This is a genomic window from Candidatus Pantoea floridensis, from assembly GCF_900215435.1.
In the GTDB taxonomy this organism is placed as follows: domain Bacteria; phylum Pseudomonadota; class Gammaproteobacteria; order Enterobacterales; family Enterobacteriaceae; genus Pantoea; species Pantoea floridensis.
Window position 1 is genome coordinate 33,219 of the sequence record NZ_OCMY01000001.1, and the last position, 21,534, is coordinate 54,752.

Annotated in this window: 18 protein-coding genes; 9 read left to right on the top strand and 9 right to left on the bottom strand. The window is 56.2% G+C overall.

Features of this window, described 5'->3' with window-relative positions; translation table 11 throughout:
- Window positions 1-115 precede the first annotated feature (115 nt).
- Window positions 116-1,114: an adenosine deaminase gene (gene add, locus CRO19_RS00185; protein WP_097094053.1), complete on the top strand. Its 999-nt coding sequence runs from the start codon at window positions 116-118 to the stop codon at window positions 1,112-1,114.
- A 142-nt stretch (window positions 1,115-1,256) separates the two neighbouring features.
- On the opposite strand, the gene CRO19_RS00190 is transcribed toward add, so the two are convergent.
- From CRO19_RS00190 to CRO19_RS00210, 5 genes are all read right to left on the bottom strand, one after another.
- Window positions 1,257-2,297 (bottom strand): oxidoreductase, encoded by a 1,041-nt coding sequence (locus CRO19_RS00190; RefSeq protein ID WP_097094054.1) that lies wholly within the window; start codon window positions 2,295-2,297, stop codon window positions 1,257-1,259.
- A gap of 77 nt (window positions 2,298-2,374) precedes the next feature.
- Window positions 2,375-3,292, bottom strand: coding sequence for an arabinose operon transcriptional regulator AraC (araC, locus tag CRO19_RS00195; RefSeq protein WP_097094055.1), 918 nt, complete (start codon window positions 3,290-3,292; stop codon window positions 2,375-2,377).
- 66 nt (window positions 3,293-3,358) lie between these two features.
- Window positions 3,359-4,345 carry an L-arabinose ABC transporter permease AraH gene (gene araH / locus CRO19_RS00200; protein ID WP_097094056.1) on the bottom strand — a complete coding sequence of 329 codons (987 nt, stop codon included), beginning with the start codon at window positions 4,343-4,345 and terminating at the stop codon, window positions 3,359-3,361.
- A gap of 17 nt (window positions 4,346-4,362) precedes the next feature.
- The gene (gene araG / locus CRO19_RS00205) at window positions 4,363-5,883 is read right to left on the bottom strand and encodes an L-arabinose ABC transporter ATP-binding protein AraG (RefSeq protein ID WP_097094057.1); all 1,521 of its coding nucleotides are present in this window, start codon (window positions 5,881-5,883) and stop codon (window positions 4,363-4,365) included.
- Between the two features lie 91 nt (window positions 5,884-5,974).
- A complete protein-coding gene (locus CRO19_RS00210; RefSeq protein ID WP_097094058.1) occupies window positions 5,975-6,958 on the bottom strand; it encodes an arabinose ABC transporter substrate-binding protein in 984 nt (327 codons plus the stop codon).
- Window positions 6,959-7,323: 365 nt separating this feature from the next.
- Between CRO19_RS00210 and CRO19_RS00215 the strand changes: the two genes are divergently transcribed.
- Both CRO19_RS00215 and araA read left to right on the top strand, forming a co-directional pair.
- A complete protein-coding gene (locus CRO19_RS00215) occupies window positions 7,324-9,009 on the top strand; it encodes a ribulokinase (protein WP_097094059.1) in 1,686 nt (561 codons plus the stop codon).
- Window positions 9,010-9,021: 12 nt separating this feature from the next.
- The gene (araA, locus tag CRO19_RS00220; protein ID WP_097094060.1) at window positions 9,022-10,524 is read left to right on the top strand and encodes an L-arabinose isomerase; all 1,503 of its coding nucleotides are present in this window, start codon (window positions 9,022-9,024) and stop codon (window positions 10,522-10,524) included.
- Window positions 10,525-11,077: 553 nt separating this feature from the next.
- Here the strand turns inward: araA and yjfF are convergent.
- Genes yjfF through ytfQ form a run of 4 tightly spaced genes read right to left on the bottom strand, consistent with a single transcriptional unit; the run spans window position 11,078 to window position 15,603 of the window.
- A complete protein-coding gene (gene yjfF, locus CRO19_RS00225; protein ID WP_097094061.1) occupies window positions 11,078-12,064 on the bottom strand; it encodes a galactofuranose ABC transporter, permease protein YjfF in 987 nt (328 codons plus the stop codon).
- Complete coding sequence (ytfT, locus tag CRO19_RS00230; protein WP_097094062.1) at window positions 12,061-13,077, bottom strand: galactofuranose ABC transporter, ATP-binding protein YtfT; 1,017 nt, start codon at window positions 13,075-13,077, stop codon at window positions 12,061-12,063. The genes yjfF and ytfT overlap by 4 nt, the downstream gene beginning before the upstream one ends.
- On the bottom strand, window positions 13,070-14,590 hold the full coding sequence (locus CRO19_RS00235) for a sugar ABC transporter ATP-binding protein (protein WP_097094063.1): 1,521 nt from the start codon (window positions 14,588-14,590) through the stop codon (window positions 13,070-13,072). Before CRO19_RS00235 ends, ytfT begins: the two co-directional genes overlap by 8 nt.
- A gap of 56 nt (window positions 14,591-14,646) precedes the next feature.
- Entirely contained in the window at window positions 14,647-15,603 is a 957-nt protein-coding gene (ytfQ, locus tag CRO19_RS00240) for a galactofuranose ABC transporter, galactofuranose-binding protein YtfQ (protein WP_097094064.1), read from the bottom strand.
- 674 nt (window positions 15,604-16,277) lie between these two features.
- Between ytfQ and ydgT the strand changes: the two genes are divergently transcribed.
- From ydgT to rsxD, 6 genes are all read left to right on the top strand, one after another.
- Window positions 16,278-16,493, top strand: coding sequence for a transcription modulator YdgT (gene ydgT / locus CRO19_RS00245; protein WP_097094065.1), 216 nt, complete (start codon window positions 16,278-16,280; stop codon window positions 16,491-16,493).
- Window positions 16,494-16,602: 109 nt separating this feature from the next.
- Window positions 16,603-17,049, top strand: coding sequence for a DUF2569 domain-containing protein (locus CRO19_RS00250; protein ID WP_097094066.1), 447 nt, complete (start codon window positions 16,603-16,605; stop codon window positions 17,047-17,049).
- 120 nt (window positions 17,050-17,169) lie between these two features.
- Complete coding sequence (gene rsxA / locus CRO19_RS00255) at window positions 17,170-17,751, top strand: electron transport complex subunit RsxA (RefSeq protein ID WP_007893776.1); 582 nt, start codon at window positions 17,170-17,172, stop codon at window positions 17,749-17,751.
- On the top strand, window positions 17,751-18,329 hold the full coding sequence (rsxB, locus tag CRO19_RS00260; protein ID WP_097094067.1) for an electron transport complex subunit RsxB: 579 nt from the start codon (window positions 17,751-17,753) through the stop codon (window positions 18,327-18,329). Before rsxA ends, rsxB begins: the two co-directional genes overlap by 1 nt.
- Complete coding sequence (gene rsxC, locus CRO19_RS00265; RefSeq protein WP_097094068.1) at window positions 18,322-20,475, top strand: electron transport complex subunit RsxC; 2,154 nt, start codon at window positions 18,322-18,324, stop codon at window positions 20,473-20,475. The genes rsxB and rsxC overlap by 8 nt, the downstream gene beginning before the upstream one ends.
- Window positions 20,476-21,534, top strand: coding sequence for an electron transport complex subunit RsxD (rsxD, locus tag CRO19_RS00270; RefSeq protein ID WP_097094069.1), 1,059 nt, complete (start codon window positions 20,476-20,478; stop codon window positions 21,532-21,534).

Genomic DNA, 21,534 nt, shown 5'->3' on the forward strand with positions numbered 1-21,534 from the left:
GCCACGGATGCTGATTAATTCAGCATCCGTTTTACTGTTTGCGCAAATCACTGGCGCTGTTGCGCAAGATGTTTTTATAATCCTCTGCACTTTATGAAACTTAAGCGAGTGCGCCATGATTGATCTTAAACTCCCCCTCACCGACATTCACCGCCACCTTGATGGCAATATCCGCGCACAAACCATTCTCGATTTAGGTCGCCAGTATAATCTCGCGCTGCCCGCCGATTCACTCGATGCATTGCGTCCGCACGTGCAGGTTACCGCCAATGAGCCGGACCTGGTGAGCTTCCTGCAGAAACTGGACTGGGGCGTGAAAGTGCTGGGCGATCTTGATGCCTGCCGTCGCATTGCGCTGGAAAACGTCGAGGATGCGGCGCGTGCCGGTATTCATTATGCGGAACTGCGCTTCTCGCCGGGCTATATGGCGATGACGCACAACCTGCCGATTGCCGGTGTGGTTGAAGCGGTGATTGACGGCGTGCGTGCCGGTATTGAGCAATACGGTGTCGATGTGCGCCTGACGGGCATCATGAGCCGTACGTTTGGCGAAGAAGCCTGCCTGCGTGAGCTGGAAGGTTTACTGGCGCATCGCGATGGCATCACTGCGGTCGATTTGGCAGGCGACGAGCTTGGCTTCCCGGGCAGCGAATTCTTAAGCCACTTTAATCGTGCACGCGATGCCGGTTTCCGCATTACCGTGCATGCCGGTGAAGCGGCGGGCCCGGAGAGTATCTGGCAAGCAATTCGTGAACTGGGTGCAGAACGTATTGGTCACGGCGTTAAAGCGATTGAAGATCGCGCGTTGATGGATTTTCTCGCCGAGCAGCGTATTGGGATTGAATCTTGCCTGACGTCGAATATTCAAACCAGCACGGTGTCGTCGTTGAACAACCATCCGCTGAAAACCTTCCTGCAACACGGCATTCTCGCCACCATTAACACTGACGATCCGGCCGTTCAGGGCGTTGAGTTGGCACATGAATATGAAGTGGCGGCGCCGCAGGCAGGATTAACCGCTGAAGAGATGCGTCAGGCGCAGGACCATGGCGTGACCATCGCGTTCCTGAACGATGCAGAGAAAGCAGCGCTGCGCGCACGCGTGGCGGGATAAAACATTCCCTCTCCCGCATGCGGGAGAGGGTTGGGGTGAGGGATAAAGCGCACGGAGTCTTCTTTCCCTCACCCCGGCCCTCTCCCAAAGGGAGAGGGAGTAAAGCGAGTATCAGCACTCCCAAGGGAAAGGCAGTAAGCGATTATCGCAACGACATCGTCTGGCGCTTCTCGGCAGACTGCAAGCCCAGCTCGATCAACTCCATCACCTGAATCGCCTCTTCCGCCTGCACCGGATTGGCACCGGTACCCGCAATCGCATCGCGAATGCCTGCATAGTACGCCGGATAGTTGCCTGGCAGCGTTAGCAACTCTTTTTCGACCATCACATCGCCTTCCGCCAGCGTCAGCGTGCCGTTGCGCATGTCATAGCCCCAATCTTCCTGCGGCGGCCGTTCACCTGCTTTCAGACGATCTTCCTGCGGGTCAAGACCATATTTAACGTAGCTGCCGCGCGTGCCGTGTACCACGAAGCGCGCAGATTCTGCCGCCACCAGCATGCTGGCATGCAGCACCACGCGGCGGGTGGGATAGGTCAGCACCGCATGGAAGTAATCGGTGGTTTGTGCGCCTGGACGCAGCTCCGCCATATCCACATTGATAGCCACCGGCGTTCCGAACAGCTGCAAAGCCTGATCCAGCACGTGCGGTCCAAGATCGAACCAGATACCGCTGCCCGCACCTTTCATTTCGCGCCAGCGCTGACGCACTTCCGGACGGAAGCGGTCAAAGTGGGATTCAAAGTAGCGTACTTCGCCCAGCGTTCCCTCGTTAAGCAGATTTTTCAGCGTCAGGAAATCACTGTCCCAGCGGCGGTTATGGAACACTGATAGCAGCAGACCTTTGGCCTTTGCCAGCGCATCCAGTTCGCGAGCTTGTGACAACGTCACGGTAAAGGGTTTATCGACCACCACATGTTTACCGGCGTTCAGCGCCGCTTTGGCTAACGGGAAATGGGTGTCATTCGGGGTGGGAATAACAATCAGGTGCAGTGTCGGGTCATCCAGCAGCGCTTGTGGATCGGAAACCACCTGCACTGAAGGCCAGTCTGCATGCACTTTGCTGGCATCGCTGCTTGAGATCGCCGCCAGCTCAACATCCGGCGTACCGGCGATCAAGGGTGCATGAAAGGTTTTGCTGGCAAAACCGTAGCCAATCAGGCCGACACGTAATTTATCGCTCATTCTCATTCCTCTTGTTCGTTACCAGACTGATTTAAGACGAATCAGTCTATAAGAACAAGGCGGAATCACCTGAAAACTCAGGAAATAGCACTCCGTGCGGATTGCCAGCTCTCATGCGCCACTAAAGCATCCTGCGCATCCTGACTGCGGCGGCGGAAATCACTGGGGCTAACACCCACGCGTTTGCGGAACACGCGCGAGAAATAGAGTTGGTCATCGTACCCCACTTCACGCCCCACCGAGGCAATCGGTTCCTGGGTGGTTTGCAGCAGCAGCTTGGCGCGGATCACGCGCTGGTCCTCACGCCAGCGCAGTAGATTAATCCCCATCTGCTCACGGAACAGGTGTGCCAGACGTGACGGCGATAAACAGACGTGGCGCGCCACCTCTTCAATCTTCACCTCGCCCGCCAGATGATTGGTGACGTACTGACAGGCTTCAATCACGCGCGAATCGCGAATTTGCTGATGGCTGCGCGGATCCTCTTCCACTGCACGCAGCAGCAAACGCTCCAGCAGATTCATCGCCAATTCTTCGGCGAAACGGCGCCCGGAGTTGTGCGTCTGTTCGATACTGGCAAACAGGCGATCAAACTCGGCGCGCTGAGCTTCCGACAAACGTAACCGCCCGACGCCCTGACTTTCATCCTGCCACTGCAGCCAATCCGTCCAGTAAGCGCGTGGACGGAAATAGACCCAGCGATGGAACCAGCACGGGCTATCCGGCGCGCGGCCATAATAGTGCGGCGTTTTCGGTTGAAACAGCAGCAAATCACCGGGTTCACAATCGAAAGCCGATTCACCATCGAACACGCGGCCCTGGCCCTTGATCGTCAGGTTCAGAATGTAGCCTTTCATGCCGTGCGGACGGTCAATAAAGAAATCCAGCGCGTCGTTGGCGTTAATCGGCGTCAATCCCGCCACCAGCCAGGCGTTAAAGGGATAACCCGGCAATAAGGGATTCTGCTGCTCACTCGGGGGTTCACGATGGTACATAGTGCCCTCACTTTTCGCGTGAAATGCGCTGAGCGCGCCCTAGATGAGGCGCTCAGCCGGGGATTATCAGGCGGTTTTGTTTTTCTGTTTGTAACGGTCAAAAATCACCGCCGCTAACAGTATCAAACCGCGCACCACATACTGTGAGAATGGCGAGATATTCAATAAATTCATCGCATTCTCAACCGTACCGAGAATCAGCACCCCCGCCACCACGTAAGAAATTTTGCCGATGCCGCCTTTCAGCGAGACGCCGCCCAGCACGCAGGCCGAGATGACGATCAACTCATAACCGAGTGAGGTCATCGGCTGGCCGCTGGTCATGCGTGAAGCCAGAATGATCCCCGCCGCCGCCGACACCAGGCCGGACAGGATAAAGATAATGATGCGCGTACGCACCACCGGCACACCCGCCAGACGGGCAGCCTCTTCGTTGCCACCTATCGCCAGCGTATTACGACCAAACGTTGTTTTATTCAGCAGGAAGCCAAACAGCACCATGGTCGCAATGGTAAGCCAGATGGGCGCGGGCACGCCGAGCCAGTTGGCGTAACCGAGGGTAAAGAAGCGCTCATCTTCGATTCCCACTGCTTTACCGTCGGAGAAGATGTAGGCCAGGCCGCGCACAATCTGCATGGTGGCCAACGTGGTGATTAAGGCGTTGATTTTCAGTCGGGCGATAACGAAACCGTTGATAAAACCCGTCGCCATGCCCAGCAATAAACCGGCTGCCACACCAATCCACAGGTTTTCGGTCATGTTGATCACCACGGCGGTGACCACACCGGCACAGGCGATCACTGAAGCCACAGACAGATCAAAGTCACCAGATGCCAGGCAGAACAGCATGCCGCACGCCACCATGCCGGACATCGACATCGCCAGGCCGAGCCCTTTCATGTTGATGATTGAACCAAAGTTCGGCACAAAAATGGCACAGACGATAAACAGCAGCGCGAACACCACCAGCATGCCGAAGTTGTCCCAAATTCGCCCCAGCTGCAAGCCATTGCGCTGTACCGGTGGCGTGTTGGAAGTGGTAGATGAAGCCATTATTGCTCTCCTTTACATCAGGCCACGGCGGCCGCTTGAGGGGTTTTCGGCATCGCCAGGCTCAGCGTCAGCTGCTCTGTGGCGGTATCGTGTGGCAATTCACCGGCAATTTCGCCTTCGCGCATCACCAGAATGCGGTCGGCCAGGCCCATCACCTCGGGCAGATCGCTGGAGGCAAACAGCACCGCAATCCCCTTCTTCGCCAGCTGATAAATCAGGTTGTAGATTTCGTGTTTGGCACCGACATCAATGCCGCGCGTCGGCTCATCCAGCAGAATCACGTTCATCTCTTCCGACAGCCAACGCCCCAGAATCGCCTTCTGCTGGTTGCCGCCGGAGAGGTTCATGATCAGCTGCTGTGGGCCGGGCGTTTTGATATTCAGCGAACGAATGTGGATGTCCGCGTTTTTCGCTTCCCAGCCCGGTTTAATCAGGCAGCCGGCGGTGAGATTGTGGCGACGCGCGCTGATGTTGATGTTATCGCGCACCGAATGCACCGGAATGATGCCTTCCGATTTGCGGTCTTCCGGGCACAGCATAATGCCGGCGCGGATCGCATCTATCGGCTGGCGAATATTGAGCTTTTTGCCATCCAGCGTCACCGTGCCGCCACGCAGTTTGGTGGCACCAAATAGCCCTTTCATTAGCTCGCTGCGTCCCGCGCCGACCAGACCAAACAGGCCAACAATTTCACCCGCACGCACCGTCAGCGAAATCGGCATACGCACGCCTTTCGCCTCAACATTGTCCAGCTGCAGCCGCACCGGCCCCAGCTCACGCGGCGCGTAACCATAAATATCCCCGAGATTGCGTCCCACCATCGCCTGTACCAGATCATCGTGATGGGTGTTTTTCATATCGGTGAATGTGCGCACGTAGCGGCCATCTTTGAACACGGTTATGGCATCGCTAAGGGCAAAAATCTCCTCCATGCGGTGCGAGACGTACAGCACGGTGCGACCCTGCTCGCGCAGCTGGCGGATCACGCGAAACAGATGGTCGATTTCGCGCGCTGACAGCGAACTGGTGGGTTCATCAAAAGCGATGATGCGTGCATTACGCGCCAGTGCTTTAGCGATTTCCACCATCTGCCACTGGCCCAGCGACAGGTATTTCAGCGGCATATCCGGGTCAATATTCATCCCCAGATTTTGCAGCTGTAACCCGGCTTCATAGCGCAGCAGTTTACGATTCACCAGCCCACGCTTGTGCGGCAGCTGGCCAAGATAGATGTTCTCGGCCACGCTCATTTCCGGCACCAGATGCAGCTCCTGGTAAATGATGGCAACGCCGGCATCCAGCGCATCCACCGTATTGTTGAAGCTCTTCGGCTGGCCTTTGATGCGAATTTCACCGCCGCTCGGCTGATAGCTGCCGCTGAGGATCTTTAACAATGTCGATTTACCGGCACCGTTTTCCCCCATCAGCGCGTGCACTTCACCGGCGCGGCAGCTGAATGAGATGTCCTGCAGCGCTTTTACGCCCGGGAAGGTCTTGCTAATGCCATGAAACGAAAGAAATTCAGAATCTAAGTTCATGGTTACTCCTCAGTCATTGGCCGAGGTGCGCATAAATGCGCACCCTACAAAACCGCATCGTAGGGTCGCCATTAATGGCGACCGCTGATGCTTACTTCAGCCCTTTCTTATCCAGTTCGGCTTTGAAGTTATCGCGGGTAATCAGCACCACATCGGTGACTTCGGTGAACTTCGGCGGTTCCTGATCCTTGGTGACCCAGTTGTAGAGCATTTCGCTGCTCTTATAACCGTGCACGTCCGGGCTTGGCAGCAGCGAGCCGTAGAAACCGGTGGCGGACCCTTTCGACAGCTCACTCACCGCATCCACACCGTTGATGCCGATACCGATGACGTCCGGCGCTTTAAAGCCCTGGCCTTCGGTGGCGCGCACGCCACCCAGCACGGTGTTATCGTTCATGCCGAGAATCAGCCAGTGTTTCACTTCCGGATGCTGCACCAGCAGCGAGTTACCGGCGTCAAACGCGCCTGGGATATCGTTGGATTTGGTCGGCACTTGATAGATCTGCTTTTCCGGGAAACCGGCGGCTTTCAGGGCGTCCATTGAACCGCTGGTACGACGACGCGCGGTGTCGAGCTCATTAGCCGTGATCGCCATCACGCCGGTCTCTTTCACATCCCAACCGCGTTTCTGCATCTCTTTGTAGAGTTCTTGTCCCTGGCGTTCACCAATTTTGGTCGCCGCCATCATCACTAACGGAACGGTATCCATTGGTTTGCCTTTGGCGGTGACGAACTGGTCGTCAACGGCAATCACTTTCAGACCATAACCGCGCGCTTTGGCGACAATCGCCGAACCCAGCTTAGGATCAGGCGTACAGATAACGAAGCCTTTCGCGCCGCTGGCGGCGAGGCTATCGATGGCGTTGAGGGTTTTCTCGCCGTCAGGCACCGCAATTTTGATCACTTCAAAGCCAAGATCCTTGCCCGCTTTATCAGCGAATTTCCATTCGGTCTGGAACCAGGGTTCCTCCGGTTGCTTAACGAGAAAACCGAGCTTCATGGTCTCGGCAATAGCGGATTGTGACATAACCGCGGCGAGGCCAACCGCCGCCAGCGCTTTAGTGAATTTATGCATGATGCTCTCCGGCACAATGGTGTTTTTGGCTGTTATTAAGTAATCGATGTAAACGCTACCAATCAAATTTACTTGTAGGGCAAGGCTGAAAATCAGTGCGTTAGCGCAACGGTTGTGCAAAGGCTGCGCAAACGCTGGGCTAGTTGTAGCGGGAATGGAAAGGAAAAATGTAGAGCGGTATCACATCCCAAAACGATGACAAAATCCTCCATATATTCAGCGAATTTAACCGGCCATTAACTTTTGCTATGGATCACACAACCTTACCGATGACAGAAAAGTGCATATTCTCAGCCGCTGGTGACTAACCGCTAATTGCCCCCCATTCCAGGATAGAGCCAGATAACTCACACAGGAGAATCCCAATGGGTGCTGGCACCATAACAATTGGGCTGGATTTTGGCAGTGACTCGGTGCGCGCGTTGGCCGTGGACTGCCACAGCGGGAAAGAGCTGGAAAAAGCCGTCGTGAACTACGCGCGCTGGGCCAAAGGGGAATTCTGCGATCCCCATAGCAACCGCTTTCGCCATCATCCGCAGGACTACATTGATGCGCTGGAACAGGCGATGGTGGCGGTGGTGAAGGCGTTAACACCGGAGCAGCGCGCTGCGGTTGTCGGCATCGGCGTCGATTCCACTGGCTCCACACCGGCACCGATCGATCGCGATGGCAACGTGCTGGCGCTGCGTCCTGAGTTCGCCAGTAATCCGAATGCGATGTTTGTGCTGTGGAAAGATCACACCGCGATTGAGGAAGCCGAAGAGATCAATCAGCTGTGTCGCAGCGGTCGTTTCAACGACTACACCCGCTATATTGGCGGCGTGTATTCGTCGGAGTGGTTCTGGGCCAAGATACTGCACGTGTCGCGCGCGGATGCTACGGTGCGAGATGCGGCAGTGTCTTGGGTGGAACTGTGTGATTGGGTTCCCGCGTTGTTGAGCGGCACCACCGCACCGGCGCAACTGCGCCGTGGGCGCTGTGCTGCCGGACACAAATCATTGTGGCATCCGGAATGGCAAGGCCTGCCGCCGGCTGACTTCTTCAACGCGCTCGATCCGATCCTGAGCGATAAGCTCGACTCCCCGCTCTTCACTGAAACCTGGACCGCCGATATCCCGGTCGGCACGCTCAGCCGCGAGTGGGCGCAGCGCCTCGGTTTATCCGAGCAGGTGGTGTTATCGGGCGGCGCCTTTGACTGCCATATGGGTGCCGTTGGTGCTGGCGCACAGCCTTATACGCTGGTGAAGGTAATTGGCACCTCAACCTGCGACATCTTGATTGCCGACAGCGCAACCGTCGGCGACCGCGCCATTAAAGGCATTTGCGGCCAGGTGGATGGCAGCGTGGTGCCGGGCGCGATCGGCTGTGAAGCCGGCCAATCAGCATTTGGTGATATTTATGCCTGGTTCAGCCGCCTGCTGGGCTGGCCGTTGCAACAGGCCGCGCTGCAGCATCCGGAAATGCAGCCGCAGCTGGCCGCATTGCAAAAGGATCTGATCCACAATCTCACGGAAGCCTGGGCCGCTAATCCCCAGCTTAATCACCTGCCAGTGGTGCTGGACTGGTTCAACGGTCGTCGCACGCCGGATGCCAATCAGCGCTTAAAAGGTGTGATCACCGATCTCAATCTCGGTACCGATGCGCCTGCGCTGTTTGGTGGCCTTATCGCCGCCACCGCTTTTGGCGCGCGCGCCATTATGGAGTGTTTCGAGCAGCAGCAGATTCCGGTGCAGAGCATCCTGACGCTCGGCGGCATTGCACGCAAATCCCCCGCCATCATGCAGGCCTGCTGCGACGTAATGAACCGGCCGCTGGATATCGTTGCCTCTGACGAATGTTGCGCGCTGGGTGCCGCCATTTTTGCCGCCGTGGCTGCTGGCGTATATGCCGATGTACCTGCTGCGCAACAGGTAATGGCAAGTCCAATCGACGTGACGCTTCAACCCAACGCCGAGCGCGTTGTGGTTTATCAGCGACTTTATCAACGTTATCAACACTGGTGCCAGGCCGCTGAACCGCAGTATGCCGCACGCACCGCATCCGCTCAGTAAAGGAGAGATTTAATGGAACAGCACAACGCACAACAGGTGTGGTTTGTTATTGGCACGCAGCACCTTTACGGCGCGGAAACCTTGCGTCAGGTGGAGCAACACGCTCGCCAGGTGATGGAAGGATTAAATCAGGCTGGAACCTTACCGGTGCCGCTGGTGCTGAAGCCGCTGGTGAAATCACCCGACGAAGCGCTGGCCTTGTGCCGTGATGCTAATCACGACAATCAGTGCGTCGGCATCATTACCTGGCTGCACACCTTTTCTCCGGCCAAAATGTGGATTGGCGGCCTGAGCATCCTGAATAAGCCGCTGCTGCAATTCCATACCCAGTTCAACGCAGAAATTCCGTGGGACAGCATGGATATGGACTTTATGAACCTCAACCAAACCGCACACGGCGGCCGTGAATTCGGCTTTATCGGCGCGCGCATGGGTTTGCAGCACAGCGTGGTGACCGGCCACTGGCAGGATAAAACCAGCCAGCAGCGCATTGGACGCTGGATCAATGCTGCACTGGCGAAACAAGCCAGCCAGCAGCTGAAAGTGGCCCGCTTCGGCGACAACATGCGTGAAGTGGCGGTGACCGAAGGCGATAAAGTGGCGGCGCAGATTCAGTTCGGCTACTCGGTGAACGGCTGGGGCGTCGGTGATTTGGTCGAGGTGGTGAACAGCGTCAGCGATGGCGACGTCAACACGCTGATCGACGAATATGAGAGCCAATATCGCTTTAGCGAGGTGGCCGCGGTCAACGGGGATAAACGTCAAAACGTGCTGGATGCGGCGCGCATCGAACTGGGACTGAAGCGCTTCCTTGAAGCCGAAGGCTGCAAAGCCTTCACCACCAACTTCCAGACGTTGCATGGCATGACGCAGCTGCCGGGTTTAGCGGTGCAGCGCCTGATGGGCCAGGGCTATGGTTTTGCCGGTGAAGGCGACTGGAAAACTGCCGCGCTGCTGCGCATCCTCAAGGTACAAGCGGGCGCACGTGCGGGCGGGACCTCCTTTATGGAGGATTACACCTATCACTTCTCACCGGGTAACGATTTGGTGCTGGGCTCGCACATGCTGGAAGTGTGCCCGTCTATCGCCAAAGAGGAGAAGCCGCTGATTGATGTGCAGTTCCTCGGTATTGGCGCTAAAGCCGACCCGGCGCGCATGATTTTCTCTACGCCGGCAGGACGCGCGGTGAATGCCAGCGTGATTGATCTCGGCGATCGTTTCCGTTTGCTGGTGAATGTGGTGGATGCCATCGAACAGCCAAAACCGCTGCCAAAACTGCCGGTGGCGCGTGCGCTGTGGCGTGCGCAGCCGTCGCTGGCCACCGCCTCCGAAGCGTGGATTCTGGCCGGCGGCGCGCATCACACGGTGTTTAGCCAGGCGCTGGATTTGGATGATATGTATCTTTACGGCGAGCTGAACGGCATTGAAGTCGTGGTGATTGATGAAGAAACGCGTTTGCCGGCCTTTAAAGATGCGCTGCGCTGGAACGAGGCGTATTACCGCTTAGCGCGTTGAAGTGAAATGGATTAACCAAGGCCGCGATGATTCGCGGCCTTTTTTATCGGTGTTGGTCGCCATGAATGGCGCCCCTACAAAAGTCGATCCGGAGTTCTGTAGGGTGCGCATTTATGCGCACCAGGTGTAAACAGCAATGAAATAGTCCACAAGGCCGGCAAAGGCCAGCCCGAAGAGCAAAGCGTCCGAGCCAGGGATGGCGAGGCCGACCTGCATGGATGCAGGGTTTCTTTGCGATCGGGCTGGCCTTTTCTGGCCGAAGCACCCAATCCCACAGCCACAAAGCAAACCAAGTGGCCATAAATGGCCACCCTACGAAAGTGAGCAAGACGAACAGCAGAATGGCGATGGCGGCATCAAGCCCATCCCAACATTGCGCAATAAATTGCGCCGCTACGACCGGGCAGAAAGTTTAATTTTACTGCCCATAGCAGCAATGAGATTGTCCACAAGGCCGGGAAAGGCCGGAGCACCCAATCCCACAGCCACAAGGCAAACCAGGTGGCCATAAATGGCCACCCTACGATGTTTCAGAAACAATGGCGTTTAGTACTTAAGAGATTAAACGCTTAACCGGCGCGTTCTGCTGGCGATCCCACATCACGGTCAGCAGACGTTGCAGCGCGATAAAAGCGAACAGCAGAATGCCGATGGCGATCTTCGTCCACCACGAACTCAGGGTGCCGTCAAAGTTAATCCAGGTCTGAATCAATCCCTGAATTAACACGCCGAACAGCGTGCCCAACACCGTGCCCACGCCGCCAGACAGCAAGGTGCCGCCAATCACTACCGAGGCAATGGCATCCAACTCGACGCCTAATCCCGCTAACGCATAACCCGCCGAGGTATAGATAGAGAACACAATGCCCGCCAGCGTCGCCAGCGTGGTCGATAACATATAAATCTTAATGGTGGTCGCGCGGGTTGAAACGCCCATCAGCTGCGCCGAGGTTAGGCTGCCGCCAATTGCGTACACCTGATTACCAAAGCGCGTGCGGTGCGCCAGAATAATGCCGCCGATCACCACTATCAGCATAATCACCGCCAGCAAACTGAGTCGGCCGCCGCCCGGTATCTTCCATGCCAGACTCGACAGCGTGGTATAGAGCGGATGGTCGATAGGAATCGAATTCTCCGACACCAGATAGCTACAGCCGCGCAGGAAAAACATCCCCGCCAGCGTAATGATGAAGGCCGGGATTTTCAGCGCATCAATCAGCCAGCCCATCATCGCGCCAAACAGCGCGCCCATCGCCAATACCACTGCAAACGCCAGCAGCGGATCGAGATGGTAATCGCCAATCACCCGCGCCAGGAACACCCCGCTAAAGGCAATCACCGCGCCCACCGACAAATCAATGCCGCCGGACAAAATCACAAAGGTCATCCCCACGGCAATAATCCCGAGGAAGGCGTTATCAGTGAGGATGTTGCAAATCACGCGCGTCGAGGCGAAACCGGGGAATTGACTGAGGCAGAATAGATAACCCGCGACAAACACCAGCAGCGTGATCATTAAAGGCAGATGACGTTTAATCATTTCGGGCGTCTCCGTTTTAACATGGCAATAAAGCGAGGCGACTGCAGCAACAGCACGCACATCACCACCACCGCTTTCACCACCTGATTGAGTTCAGGCTGGAAGCCGGACAGTAGAATGCCGGTGTTCATTGATTGAATAATCAGCGCACCAATCAGCGACAGCACCAGATTAAACCGTCCACCCATCAGCGAGGCGCCGCCAATTACCACCGCCAGAATCGCATCCAGCTCCAGCCACAAACCGGCGTTATTAGCATCGGCACCGCGAATATCCGCCGCGACAATCATCCCCGCAACTGCCGCACACACGCCGCTGATAACATAGGTTGACATCACCACCAGCCAGCCATTGACGCCCGCATTACGTGCCGCGCGCAGATTGATGCCCACCGCTTCAATAAACAGCCCAAGTGCGGTTTTGCGCGTCAGCAGCCATACCAGCAACGCCACCAGCAGCGTAATCCACACCGGCACCGGCAGTAGCCACAGCGAACCGCTGCCGAACCACGCCAGGCTATCGCTATTAAAGGTGACAATTTGACCTTGGGTAATCAACTGCGCCACACCGCGCCCCGCCACCATCAAAATCAGCGTGGCAACAAACGGCTGAATTTTGAGGAGCGCCACCAGTACGCCATTCCACAAACCACACGCCAGACCCGTGCCGAGCGTGGCCAGAATAATAAAGGGCAGACTGTGTCCCGCGACGGTTAAGGTCGCCGCCGTGGCCCCGGCTATCGCCATCACTGCGCCCACGGACAAATCGATGCCGCCGGTGGCAATCACCAGCGTCATGCCAATGGCCAGCAGCGCAACCGGCGCAGCACGATTGAGGATATCAATCGGACTACCGAACAGGCGCCCGTCCTGTATATGGATGGCAAAAAAGTTATTCGCCACCAGGCTATCCACCAGCAGCACCAGAATCAGCGCAATAATCTGCGGCATCCCAGGCGGCAGCTTCGGCTTACGCCGTACGGGTTTTTCATGTGTCATAGGGGATTCAAGCATGTTGTGCTCCTCCATCGGCGATGGCATTGACGATGGATGCCACCGATAGCTGCTCTAGCGGGATTTCAGCCACCTGCTTCAAATCACGCATGATCAATACGCGATCGGCATAGCCCACCAGCTCTTCGAGTTCAGAGGAGATAACCAGTAGCGCCAGTCCGTCGGCGCATAAGGTCTCAATTAAGCGAATGATCTCAGCGTGCGCGCCCACATCAATGCCGCGCGTCGGCTCGTCGAGGATCAGGAATTGGGGTTTGGTCACCAGCCAGCGCGACAGCAGCACTTTCTGCTGATTGCCGCCGGACAGCAGCTCAACCGGCTGATCGGCATGCGGCGTACGAATGCCCAGACTTTTAATAAAGCGTTCGGCAATCTCCTGCTGCTCACGGCGTTTGATTGGCCGTAGCCAGCCGCGCTGCGCCTGCAGCGCTAGAATGATGTTTTCGCGTACCGAGGCAGCGCCGATAATGCCGTCAGTTTTACGATCTTCCGGGCAGAAGCCCATGCCGAGGCGGGATGCTTTCGCCGGTGTACGAATGTTTTGCACCTTGCCTTTAATGGTCGCGGTGCCGCGATCGGCGCGGCGAATGCCAAACAGTACTTCCGCCGTTTCGGTACGACCTGAACCCAGCAAACCGGCCAGACCCACCACTTCGCCGGGCCGCACCTGCAAATTGAACGGTTCGATGGTGCCCTTCTTGCCATAATCTTCAAACGAAACGATTGGCTGGTTGCTGCGCAGCGTACTGCCCTGACGCTGTAAGGCGGTTTCCAGCAGCTCGCGGCCCAGCATCAGTTTGATCAGTTCAATCTGCGGCAGCGTGGCGGTATCCCGGGTAGCAATAAACTGCCCGTTGCGCAGCACGGTGATGCGATCGGTTATGCGGTAAACCTGGTCGAGAAAATGGGTGACAAAAATCAGGCTCATCCCTTTGGCTTTTAACTGCGCCATCAGGGTAAACAGCATTTCAACTTCGCTGGCGTCAAGGCTGGCGGTTGGCTCATCCAGAATCAGTACCTGCGCAGAGAGATCCACCGCGCGACAAATCGCAATGATTTGCTGCATCGCTACCGAGTAGTGGCCGAGTGGGCGCGTCACATCGAGCGCAAAACCGTAATTGCGCATTAACGTATCCGCATCACGTACCATGCGTTTACGGTCGATCATGCCAAAATGGCGCGGTTCACGGCCAATATATAAATTATCCGCCACCGACATGTTCGGCAGCAGATTCACTTCCTGGTAAACGGTGCCGATGCCCATTTCCTGCGCATCAGCGGTATTGTGTGGCGTAATCGCCTTGCCATTGAGCGTGACTGTGCCGGCATCACGCGTATAGACGCCGGTCAGCACTTTGATCAGCGTGGATTTGCCCGCGCCGTTTTCGCCCAGCAATGCCATGATCTCGCCTTTGCGAATGCTGAACGAAACATTATCCAGCGCTTTCACGCCGGGAAAACCTTTGCTGACGCCGCTGATGGTCAGCAGTGCGGTTTCATCGGAGGTGCTCATCAGGTTCTACCTCGCCTTACGTCATCAAAAACCGCCCCGTAGGGCGGTTGCGGGGATCAGTAACCCATGCCTTTTTTGGTATCGAGCTGCGCCTGCGCGGAGTCGGGCAGATACAGTTTCGATTCGGTTTTGATGATTTTTGGCGGCAGCGTGCCGTCTTTCTTGAATTTCTCCAGGGCGTCAAAGGCCGGCCCCGCCATGTTTGGCGTTAACTCCACGTTGGCATTGGCTTCACCAGCCAACATCGCTTTATAGATATCCGGTACGCCATCAATTGAGCCGGTAAGGATATCTTTGCCTGGCTTCAGGCCCGCTTCTTTAATCGCCTGAATGGCACCGATAGCCATGTCATCGTTATGTGCGTAAACCATGCAGATATTTTTGCCGTTGTTTTCCGCCTTGATAAAACTCTCCATCACCTCTTTACCCTTACTGCGGGTAAAGTCTCCTGACTGCGAGCGAATCACTTTGATGTTGTTATGGCCGGCGATGGCTTCGGCAAAGCCTTTCTTACGGTCAATCGCCACGCTGGCGCCAACCGTGCCTTGCAGCTCAACGACATTACATTTTTTGTCAGCAACGGTTTTCACCAGCCAGTCGCCAATCAACTTGCCTTCCAGCACGTTGTCCGCGGTGACCACCGCCATGTAGAGGGACTTATCTTTCACCACGATAGCGCGGTCTAACAGGAACACCGGGATCTTGGCGTCTTTCGCTTCTTCGAGCACCGGTTCCCATCCCGTTTGCACTACGGGCGCAATGAAGATGGCATCGACACCCTGTGCAATGAAGGAGCGTACCGCTTTGATCTGGTTCTCCTGCTTCTGCTGACCATCAGCGATTTTCAAGGTGATACCGCGCTTCTGCGCTTCACTTTTCGCCACGTTGGTTTCCGCTGAACGCCAGCCAGATTCCGAGCCAACCTGTGAGAAGCCCACCGTCATATCAGCGGCAAGCACCGACGTACTCAGTGCCGAGCTCACCATGGCGGTTAAGAGTAAACGTTTCCACATAATTTCATTCCTCTGAAGGGAGTGTGCTGTAGGGGTACAAAACGCGAATTAAGCCTGGCCTAAAAGCGCGTAAACAAGCGCGACATACCTCACAAATCAGAGTGAATTAAAGGAGTTACGCGAATGGGTATAACTTATAAAGTCTAATCGTTATGGACAAAACGATTGGTGCTTAACGCATCTGTCGTTAAATAAATGTAATAAACAGAATCGGTTATGCAGCAAAGTACTGGAAACGATTACAGCGAATACGTAAAGAATGGTTGTGGGCAGAACCCGCAAGGAATTATGAGATTTGTGATTATTCGCACAGATTGTGAATGACAGTTTCATTGCGTGTTCATGATTTTGCCAACCTGCTCGGAATAAATAACGAATTACCCGGCGACAATAGAGGAAAATACTATTATAGAGACGCACAAATAGCGGCCTTGATTAACACGCCAATTATGGTGAGTTTTTCTCACAACCCCGTGTATCGCGCGTTTTAATTTGCCTGATATCGCGCAATAAATGCGCGTTAAAAAAGTTAAAAGGTCACAAAAGTGTCCTTTCATGAGCGAATTAGCGCATGTTGTCTGAATTTTGTGTTTTTTTATAAGCAGCGTATGGACTCTGGCCGCCCGCTCCCTATACTTGGGCACTTCCGAGTACTTTATTTTTAAATGGCAATCATGACTGCATTAGATTACCTGCTGAAATTCCGTAAGGTGAATAATCTCGATAGTCTGGAAAAGCTCTATGACCATCTCAATTATTCGCTGACTGATGATAATGAGATCATCAATATGTATCGTGCGGCTGACCATCGACGTGCCGAATTGGTTTCAGGCGGTCGTTTGTACGATCTTGGACGCGTGCCTAAAACCGTATGGCGCTACGTGATCTAATTGATTCCCCCCCTCTTTATCTGCGCTTTTGCGTTGTCCAGGTCGGGCGTGTCCCGTTTGGACATGATACGCTCTGCATCGCCCTCTTTTCGCAAACAGGATCTTTGAGATGATCAAACAAGTGAATCCGCCACGTATTGCTGGCTGGCTGCTGCTGCCGCTGGCGTGGCTGATTATGACCATGCTCACCAGTGCGCTTGTCGTGGCGATGTATTTGAGCCCGCTGTTTAATACCGAATTGCGTACGACGCTGTTTTCACACGGCGGCACGCTGCTGACGCAATGGTCCATTTCGTTGCTCACCGCTGCTGTCGTCTGGCTTTACAGCATTTGGGTGTGCTGGATTTTCTGTAAACGTTCGCAACGCTTACCCCGCCATTACATCCTGTGGTTGCTGATGACCGTGCTGCTGGCGCTAAAAACCTTCGCGTTTACTCCGGTTGCGGACAGTAAAGCGATTCAGACATTGCTGTTGTCGCTGCTGGCTGCGGCAGTGTTTGTGCCCTATTTCAAACGCTCGCAACGCGTAAAACAGTCGTTTATCAAGCCCGAATGACGCCAGTTTCGTCAGCAATTTAATTCTGAGTGCTCTCAACGACCACACAAACGGCGTGAAGGTTGAGATGCACCTCTCAATTCCGGATAATAGACGCCTTTCGGCTTCCCAGGTTAAAAAATGACCGATTATTTACTTCTCTTTATTGGCACCGTGCTGGTGAACAACTTTGTGTTGGTCAAATTCCTCGGCCTTTGCCCATTTATGGGCGTGTCAAAAAAACTGGAAACGGCCATTGGCATGGGACTTGCCACCACTTTCGTGATCACGCTGGCGGCGATCTGCGCCTGGCTGGTGAATCATCTGATCCTGGTACCGCTCGATCTGGTTTATCTGCGTACCATGGCCTACATCCTGGTCATCGCGGTGGTGGTGCAGTTCACCGAAATGGTGGTGCGTAAAACCAGTCCGTCGCTCTATCGTTTACTGGGCATCTTCCTGCCGCTGATCACCACCAACTGTGCGGTGCTGGGTGTGCCGCTGCTGAGCGTCAACCTGAACCACACTTTCCTGCAGGCCGCGCTGTATGGCTTCAGTGCTTCACTCGGCTTCTCGCTGGTGATGGTGTTATTCGCCGGCATGCGCGAACGTTTAGTGCTGGCTAACGTCCCTGCACCGTTCAAAGGCAATTCGATCGCGCTGATCACTGCAGGTTTGATGGCGCTGGCCTTCATGGGCTTCACCGGGCTGGTGAAATTCTAATGACCGCGATTTGGATTGCTATTGCGGTACTCGCGGCGCTGAGCCTGGTGTTTGGCGCCCTGCTCGGTTACGCCTCGCGTCGCTTCGAGGTGGAAGAAGATCCAATTGTTGAGCAGATTGATGCCATTCTGCCGCAGAGCCAGTGTGGTCAGTGCGGCTATCCCGGCTGCCGCCCGTACGCGGATGCGGTGGGTAATAACGGCGAGGCAATCAATAAATGTGCGCCCGGTGGCGAGCAAACCATGCTCAAGCTGGCATCGCTGCTCAACGTTGAACCACAACCGCTGGACGGCGGTGCCGAGGTGCTGGAGCCGATCCGTACCGTAGCGTGGATCGATGAAGCGAACTGCATTGGCTGCACCAAATGTATTCAGGCTTGCCCGGTTGATGCCATTGTAGGCGCCACGCGCGCTATGCATACGGTGCTGAGCGACGTCTGCACCGGCTGCGACCTCTGCGTTGCGCCTTGCCCAACCGACTGTATTGAGATGCGCCCGGTTGCCACCACCACGGCCAACTGGAAGTGGAATCTCGACACCATTCCTGTACGGGTGATCCCGGTAGAAACCCATGCTTAATTTGTTCAACCTGTTCCGCAAAGAGAAACTGTGGGATTTTCAGGGCGGCATCCATCCGCCGGAAATGAAAACCCAGTCAAACGGTACGCCGCTCAGCCAGCTACCGCTGCCTGAACGCTTTATTATTCCGTTGAAACAGCATATTGGCCATGAAGGCGAAATTTGTGTCACACCCGGTGACAAGGTGCTGCGCGGGCAGCCGCTGACGTTTGGCGGCGGACGCATGTTGCCGGTGCACGCGCCGACCTCCGGCACCATCGAAGCTATTGCGCCACATATGACGGCGCATCCTTCCGGTTTATCGGAGCTGTGCATTTTCCTGCGCGCCGATGGCGAAGACCGCTGGACCACGCTCGATCCGCAGCCCGATTATCGCGCGCTCTCACGTGAAGACGTCGTTAAGCGTATCCACGATGCCGGTATTGCTGGTCTGGGCGGTGCGGGCTTCCCCACCGCCACCAAACTGCGCGGCGGCCTGCGCGGCGTCAAAACGCTGATCATCAATGCTGCAGAGTGCGAGCCGTATATTACCGCCGACGATCGCTTAATGCAGGATTGCGCCGCAGAAGTGCTGGAAGGTTGTCGAATTCTCGCCTGGGTACTGCAGGCTGAGCGGGTGTTGATCGGCATAGAAGATAATAAACCGGAGGCGATTGCCGCGCTGAAAAAGGCCTTAGGCGGCGATCGTGAACTGCAAATTCGCGTCATCCCCACCAAATATCCGTCCGGCGGCGCCAAACAGCTCACGCAAATTCTGACCGGACTCGAAGTCCCGCACGGCGGACGATCCACCGATATCGGTGTACTGATGCAGAACGTGGGCACCGCCTGGGCGGTGAAGCGCGCCATCGTTGACGGTGAACCGATTACCGAACGCGTGGTAACGCTGACCGGTGAAGCGCTGGCACGCCCGCGCAATGTGTGGGGACGACTTGGTACGCCGGTTAGCCACCTGCTGCAGCACGCAGGCTTTACGCCAGGATCACGTCAGATGGTGGTCATGGGCGGTCCGCTGATGGGCTTTACTCTGCCATCGCTGGATGTGCCGCTGGTGAAGATCTCCAACTGCATTCTGGCCCCTTCCGCCAGCGAAATGGGCAACGATCAGGAAGAACAATCCTGCATTCGCTGCAGTGCCTGCGCCGATGCCTGCCCGGCCAAGCTGCTGCCTCAGCAGCTGTTCTGGTATAGCCAGGGCGGCGATCACGACAAAGCCCGCGCGCACCATATCGATGACTGCATTGAGTGTGGCGCCTGCGCCTATGTTTGCCCAAGTAACATTCCGCTGGTGCAATATTATCGCCAGGAGAAAGCTGAACTGCGCGCTATCGACCTCGAGGCGCAGCGCACCGCCGAAGCGAAGGCCCGTTTTGAAGCGCGGCAGATGCGTTTAGAACGTGAAAAACAGGCGCGTGAAGCCCGCCATGAGCAGGCTAAACAGCGCGTGGCGAGTAGCGATCAGGGTGAACGCGATGCTGCCGTGGCACGCATTAAAGTACGTCAGGAAAAAACGCCGGAACAAGATGCCGCCGAACGCGAAGCACGTCACGCTCAGGCCTTAGCCCAGCAGGCCGAGAAACAAGCCGAAACTCAGGCGCTGAGCCGACAAGCTGTTGATCCGCGCAAAGCTGCGGTTGAAGCGGCGATTGCGCGCGCTAAAGCCAAAAAAGTCGGAGCGCAACCAGCTGAGATAGCGCCGGCCGCGGAGGCAGAAGTCGATCCGCGTAAAGCCGCAGTTGAAGCGGCGATTGCCCGCGCTAAGGCTAAAAAAGCCGCCGCCGCGCCACCGGCCGAAGCCACACCGGCGGCTGAACCGGAAGTCGATCCGCGCAAAGCCGCGGTTGAAGCGGCGATTGCCCGCGCTAAGGCTAAAAAGGCCGCCGCCGCGCAACCGGCCGAAGTCGCACCGGCGGCTGAACCCGAAGTCGATCCACGCAAAGCCGCAGTTGAAGCGGCGATTGCCCGCGCTAAAGCCAAAAAGGCGGCGGCTTCTGCCGCGCAGCCGTCAGAAGTATCAACACCGCCTGAAGTGGAGGCTGCTGCCTCTCCTGACCCCGCCGACCCACGCAAAGCGGCGATTGCCGCTGCGGTCGCCCGTGCCAAAGCGCGTAAAGCGCAGCAGCAGCCTTCGACGACTGAGGAATAAATGGCTTTTCGTATTGCAAGTTCTCCTTATACCCACAACCGCCGCAGCACCGGCAATATCATGCTGTTGGTGGTACTCGCCGCGCTGCCGGGCATGGCTGCACAGTGGTATTTCTTTGGCATTGGATTCCTGATTCAGGTTTTGCTGGCCATCGCCACCGCATGGGCAACCGAAGGGGCGATTCTGCGCCTGCGCAAAGCTCCGGTGGTGCCAACCCTGTCTGATAACTCTGCTCTGCTTACCGCGCTGCTGTTGGGTATCAGCCTGCCGCCGCTCGCGCCGTGGTGGTTGGTGGTGTTAGGCACGATTTTCGCCATCGTTATCGCCAAACAGCTGTACGGCGGCTTGGGGCAAAACCCGTTCAACCCAGCCATGGTTGGTTACGTGGTGCTGCTGATCTCCTTCCCGGTGCAGATGACCAGTTGGCTGCCGCCTGATAGCTTACAGGCCATCAAGCCCGGTCTGATGGATTCGCTCAGCATGATCTTCACCCACCACACGCTGGCCGGTGAGACCATGCAGCAGCTTCAGCTCGGCGCTGATGGGGTTAGCCAGGCGACACCGCTGGATACGTTCAAAACCGGTCTGCGTGCCGGACACAGCGCCGAACAGCTGCTGGCCGAGCCAATCTATACCGGCGTGTTAGCCGGCCTGGGCTGGCAGTGGATTAATCTCGGTTATTTATTGGGTGGCGTATTGCTGCTGGCAAAAAATGCCATTCGCTGGCATATCCCGGTAAGTTTCCTGGTTTCGCTGGCGTTCTGCGCCACGCTCGGCTGGCTGTTCGCGCCGGAATCGCTGAATTCACCGCTGATTCATCTGTTCTCCGGCGCCACCATGCTGGGTGCGTTCTTTATTGCTACCGATCCGGTAACGGCATCGACCACTAATCGCGGACGCCTGGTTTACGGCGCGCTGATTGGCCTGCTGGTGTGGCTGATTCGTAGCTTTGGCGGCTATCCGGACGGCGTCGCTTTCGCTGTATTGCTGGCTAACATTTGTGTGCCGCTGATTGATTACTACACCCAGCCGCGCGTTTACGGCCATCGCAAGGATTGA

Bases quoted from the DNA above. Each gene is read 5' to 3' on its own strand.
- add (WP_097094053.1), top strand. From the start codon at position 116: ATGATTGATCTTAAACTCCCCCTCACCGACATTCACCGCCACCTTGAT.
- CRO19_RS00190 (WP_097094054.1), bottom strand. From the start codon at position 2,297: ATGAGCGATAAATTACGTGTCGGCCTGATTGGCTACGGTTTTGCCAGC.
- araC (WP_097094055.1), bottom strand. From the start codon at position 3,292: ATGTACCATCGTGAACCCCCGAGTGAGCAGCAGAATCCCTTATTGCCG.
- araH (WP_097094056.1), bottom strand. From the start codon at position 4,345: ATGGCTTCATCTACCACTTCCAACACGCCACCGGTACAGCGCAATGGC.
- araG (WP_097094057.1), bottom strand. From the start codon at position 5,883: ATGAACTTAGATTCTGAATTTCTTTCGTTTCATGGCATTAGCAAGACC.
- CRO19_RS00210 (WP_097094058.1), bottom strand. From the start codon at position 6,958: ATGCATAAATTCACTAAAGCGCTGGCGGCGGTTGGCCTCGCCGCGGTT.
- CRO19_RS00215 (WP_097094059.1), top strand. From the start codon at position 7,324: ATGGGTGCTGGCACCATAACAATTGGGCTGGATTTTGGCAGTGACTCG.
- araA (WP_097094060.1), top strand. From the start codon at position 9,022: ATGGAACAGCACAACGCACAACAGGTGTGGTTTGTTATTGGCACGCAG.
- yjfF (WP_097094061.1), bottom strand. From the start codon at position 12,064: ATGATTAAACGTCATCTGCCTTTAATGATCACGCTGCTGGTGTTTGTC.
- ytfT (WP_097094062.1), bottom strand. From the start codon at position 13,077: ATGCTTGAATCCCCTATGACACATGAAAAACCCGTACGGCGTAAGCCG.
- CRO19_RS00235 (WP_097094063.1), bottom strand. From the start codon at position 14,590: ATGAGCACCTCCGATGAAACCGCACTGCTGACCATCAGCGGCGTCAGC.
- ytfQ (WP_097094064.1), bottom strand. From the start codon at position 15,603: ATGTGGAAACGTTTACTCTTAACCGCCATGGTGAGCTCGGCACTGAGT.
- ydgT (WP_097094065.1), top strand. From the start codon at position 16,278: ATGACTGCATTAGATTACCTGCTGAAATTCCGTAAGGTGAATAATCTC.
- CRO19_RS00250 (WP_097094066.1), top strand. From the start codon at position 16,603: ATGATCAAACAAGTGAATCCGCCACGTATTGCTGGCTGGCTGCTGCTG.
- rsxA (WP_007893776.1), top strand. From the start codon at position 17,170: ATGACCGATTATTTACTTCTCTTTATTGGCACCGTGCTGGTGAACAAC.
- rsxB (WP_097094067.1), top strand. From the start codon at position 17,751: ATGACCGCGATTTGGATTGCTATTGCGGTACTCGCGGCGCTGAGCCTG.
- rsxC (WP_097094068.1), top strand. From the start codon at position 18,322: ATGCTTAATTTGTTCAACCTGTTCCGCAAAGAGAAACTGTGGGATTTT.
- rsxD (WP_097094069.1), top strand. From the start codon at position 20,476: ATGGCTTTTCGTATTGCAAGTTCTCCTTATACCCACAACCGCCGCAGC.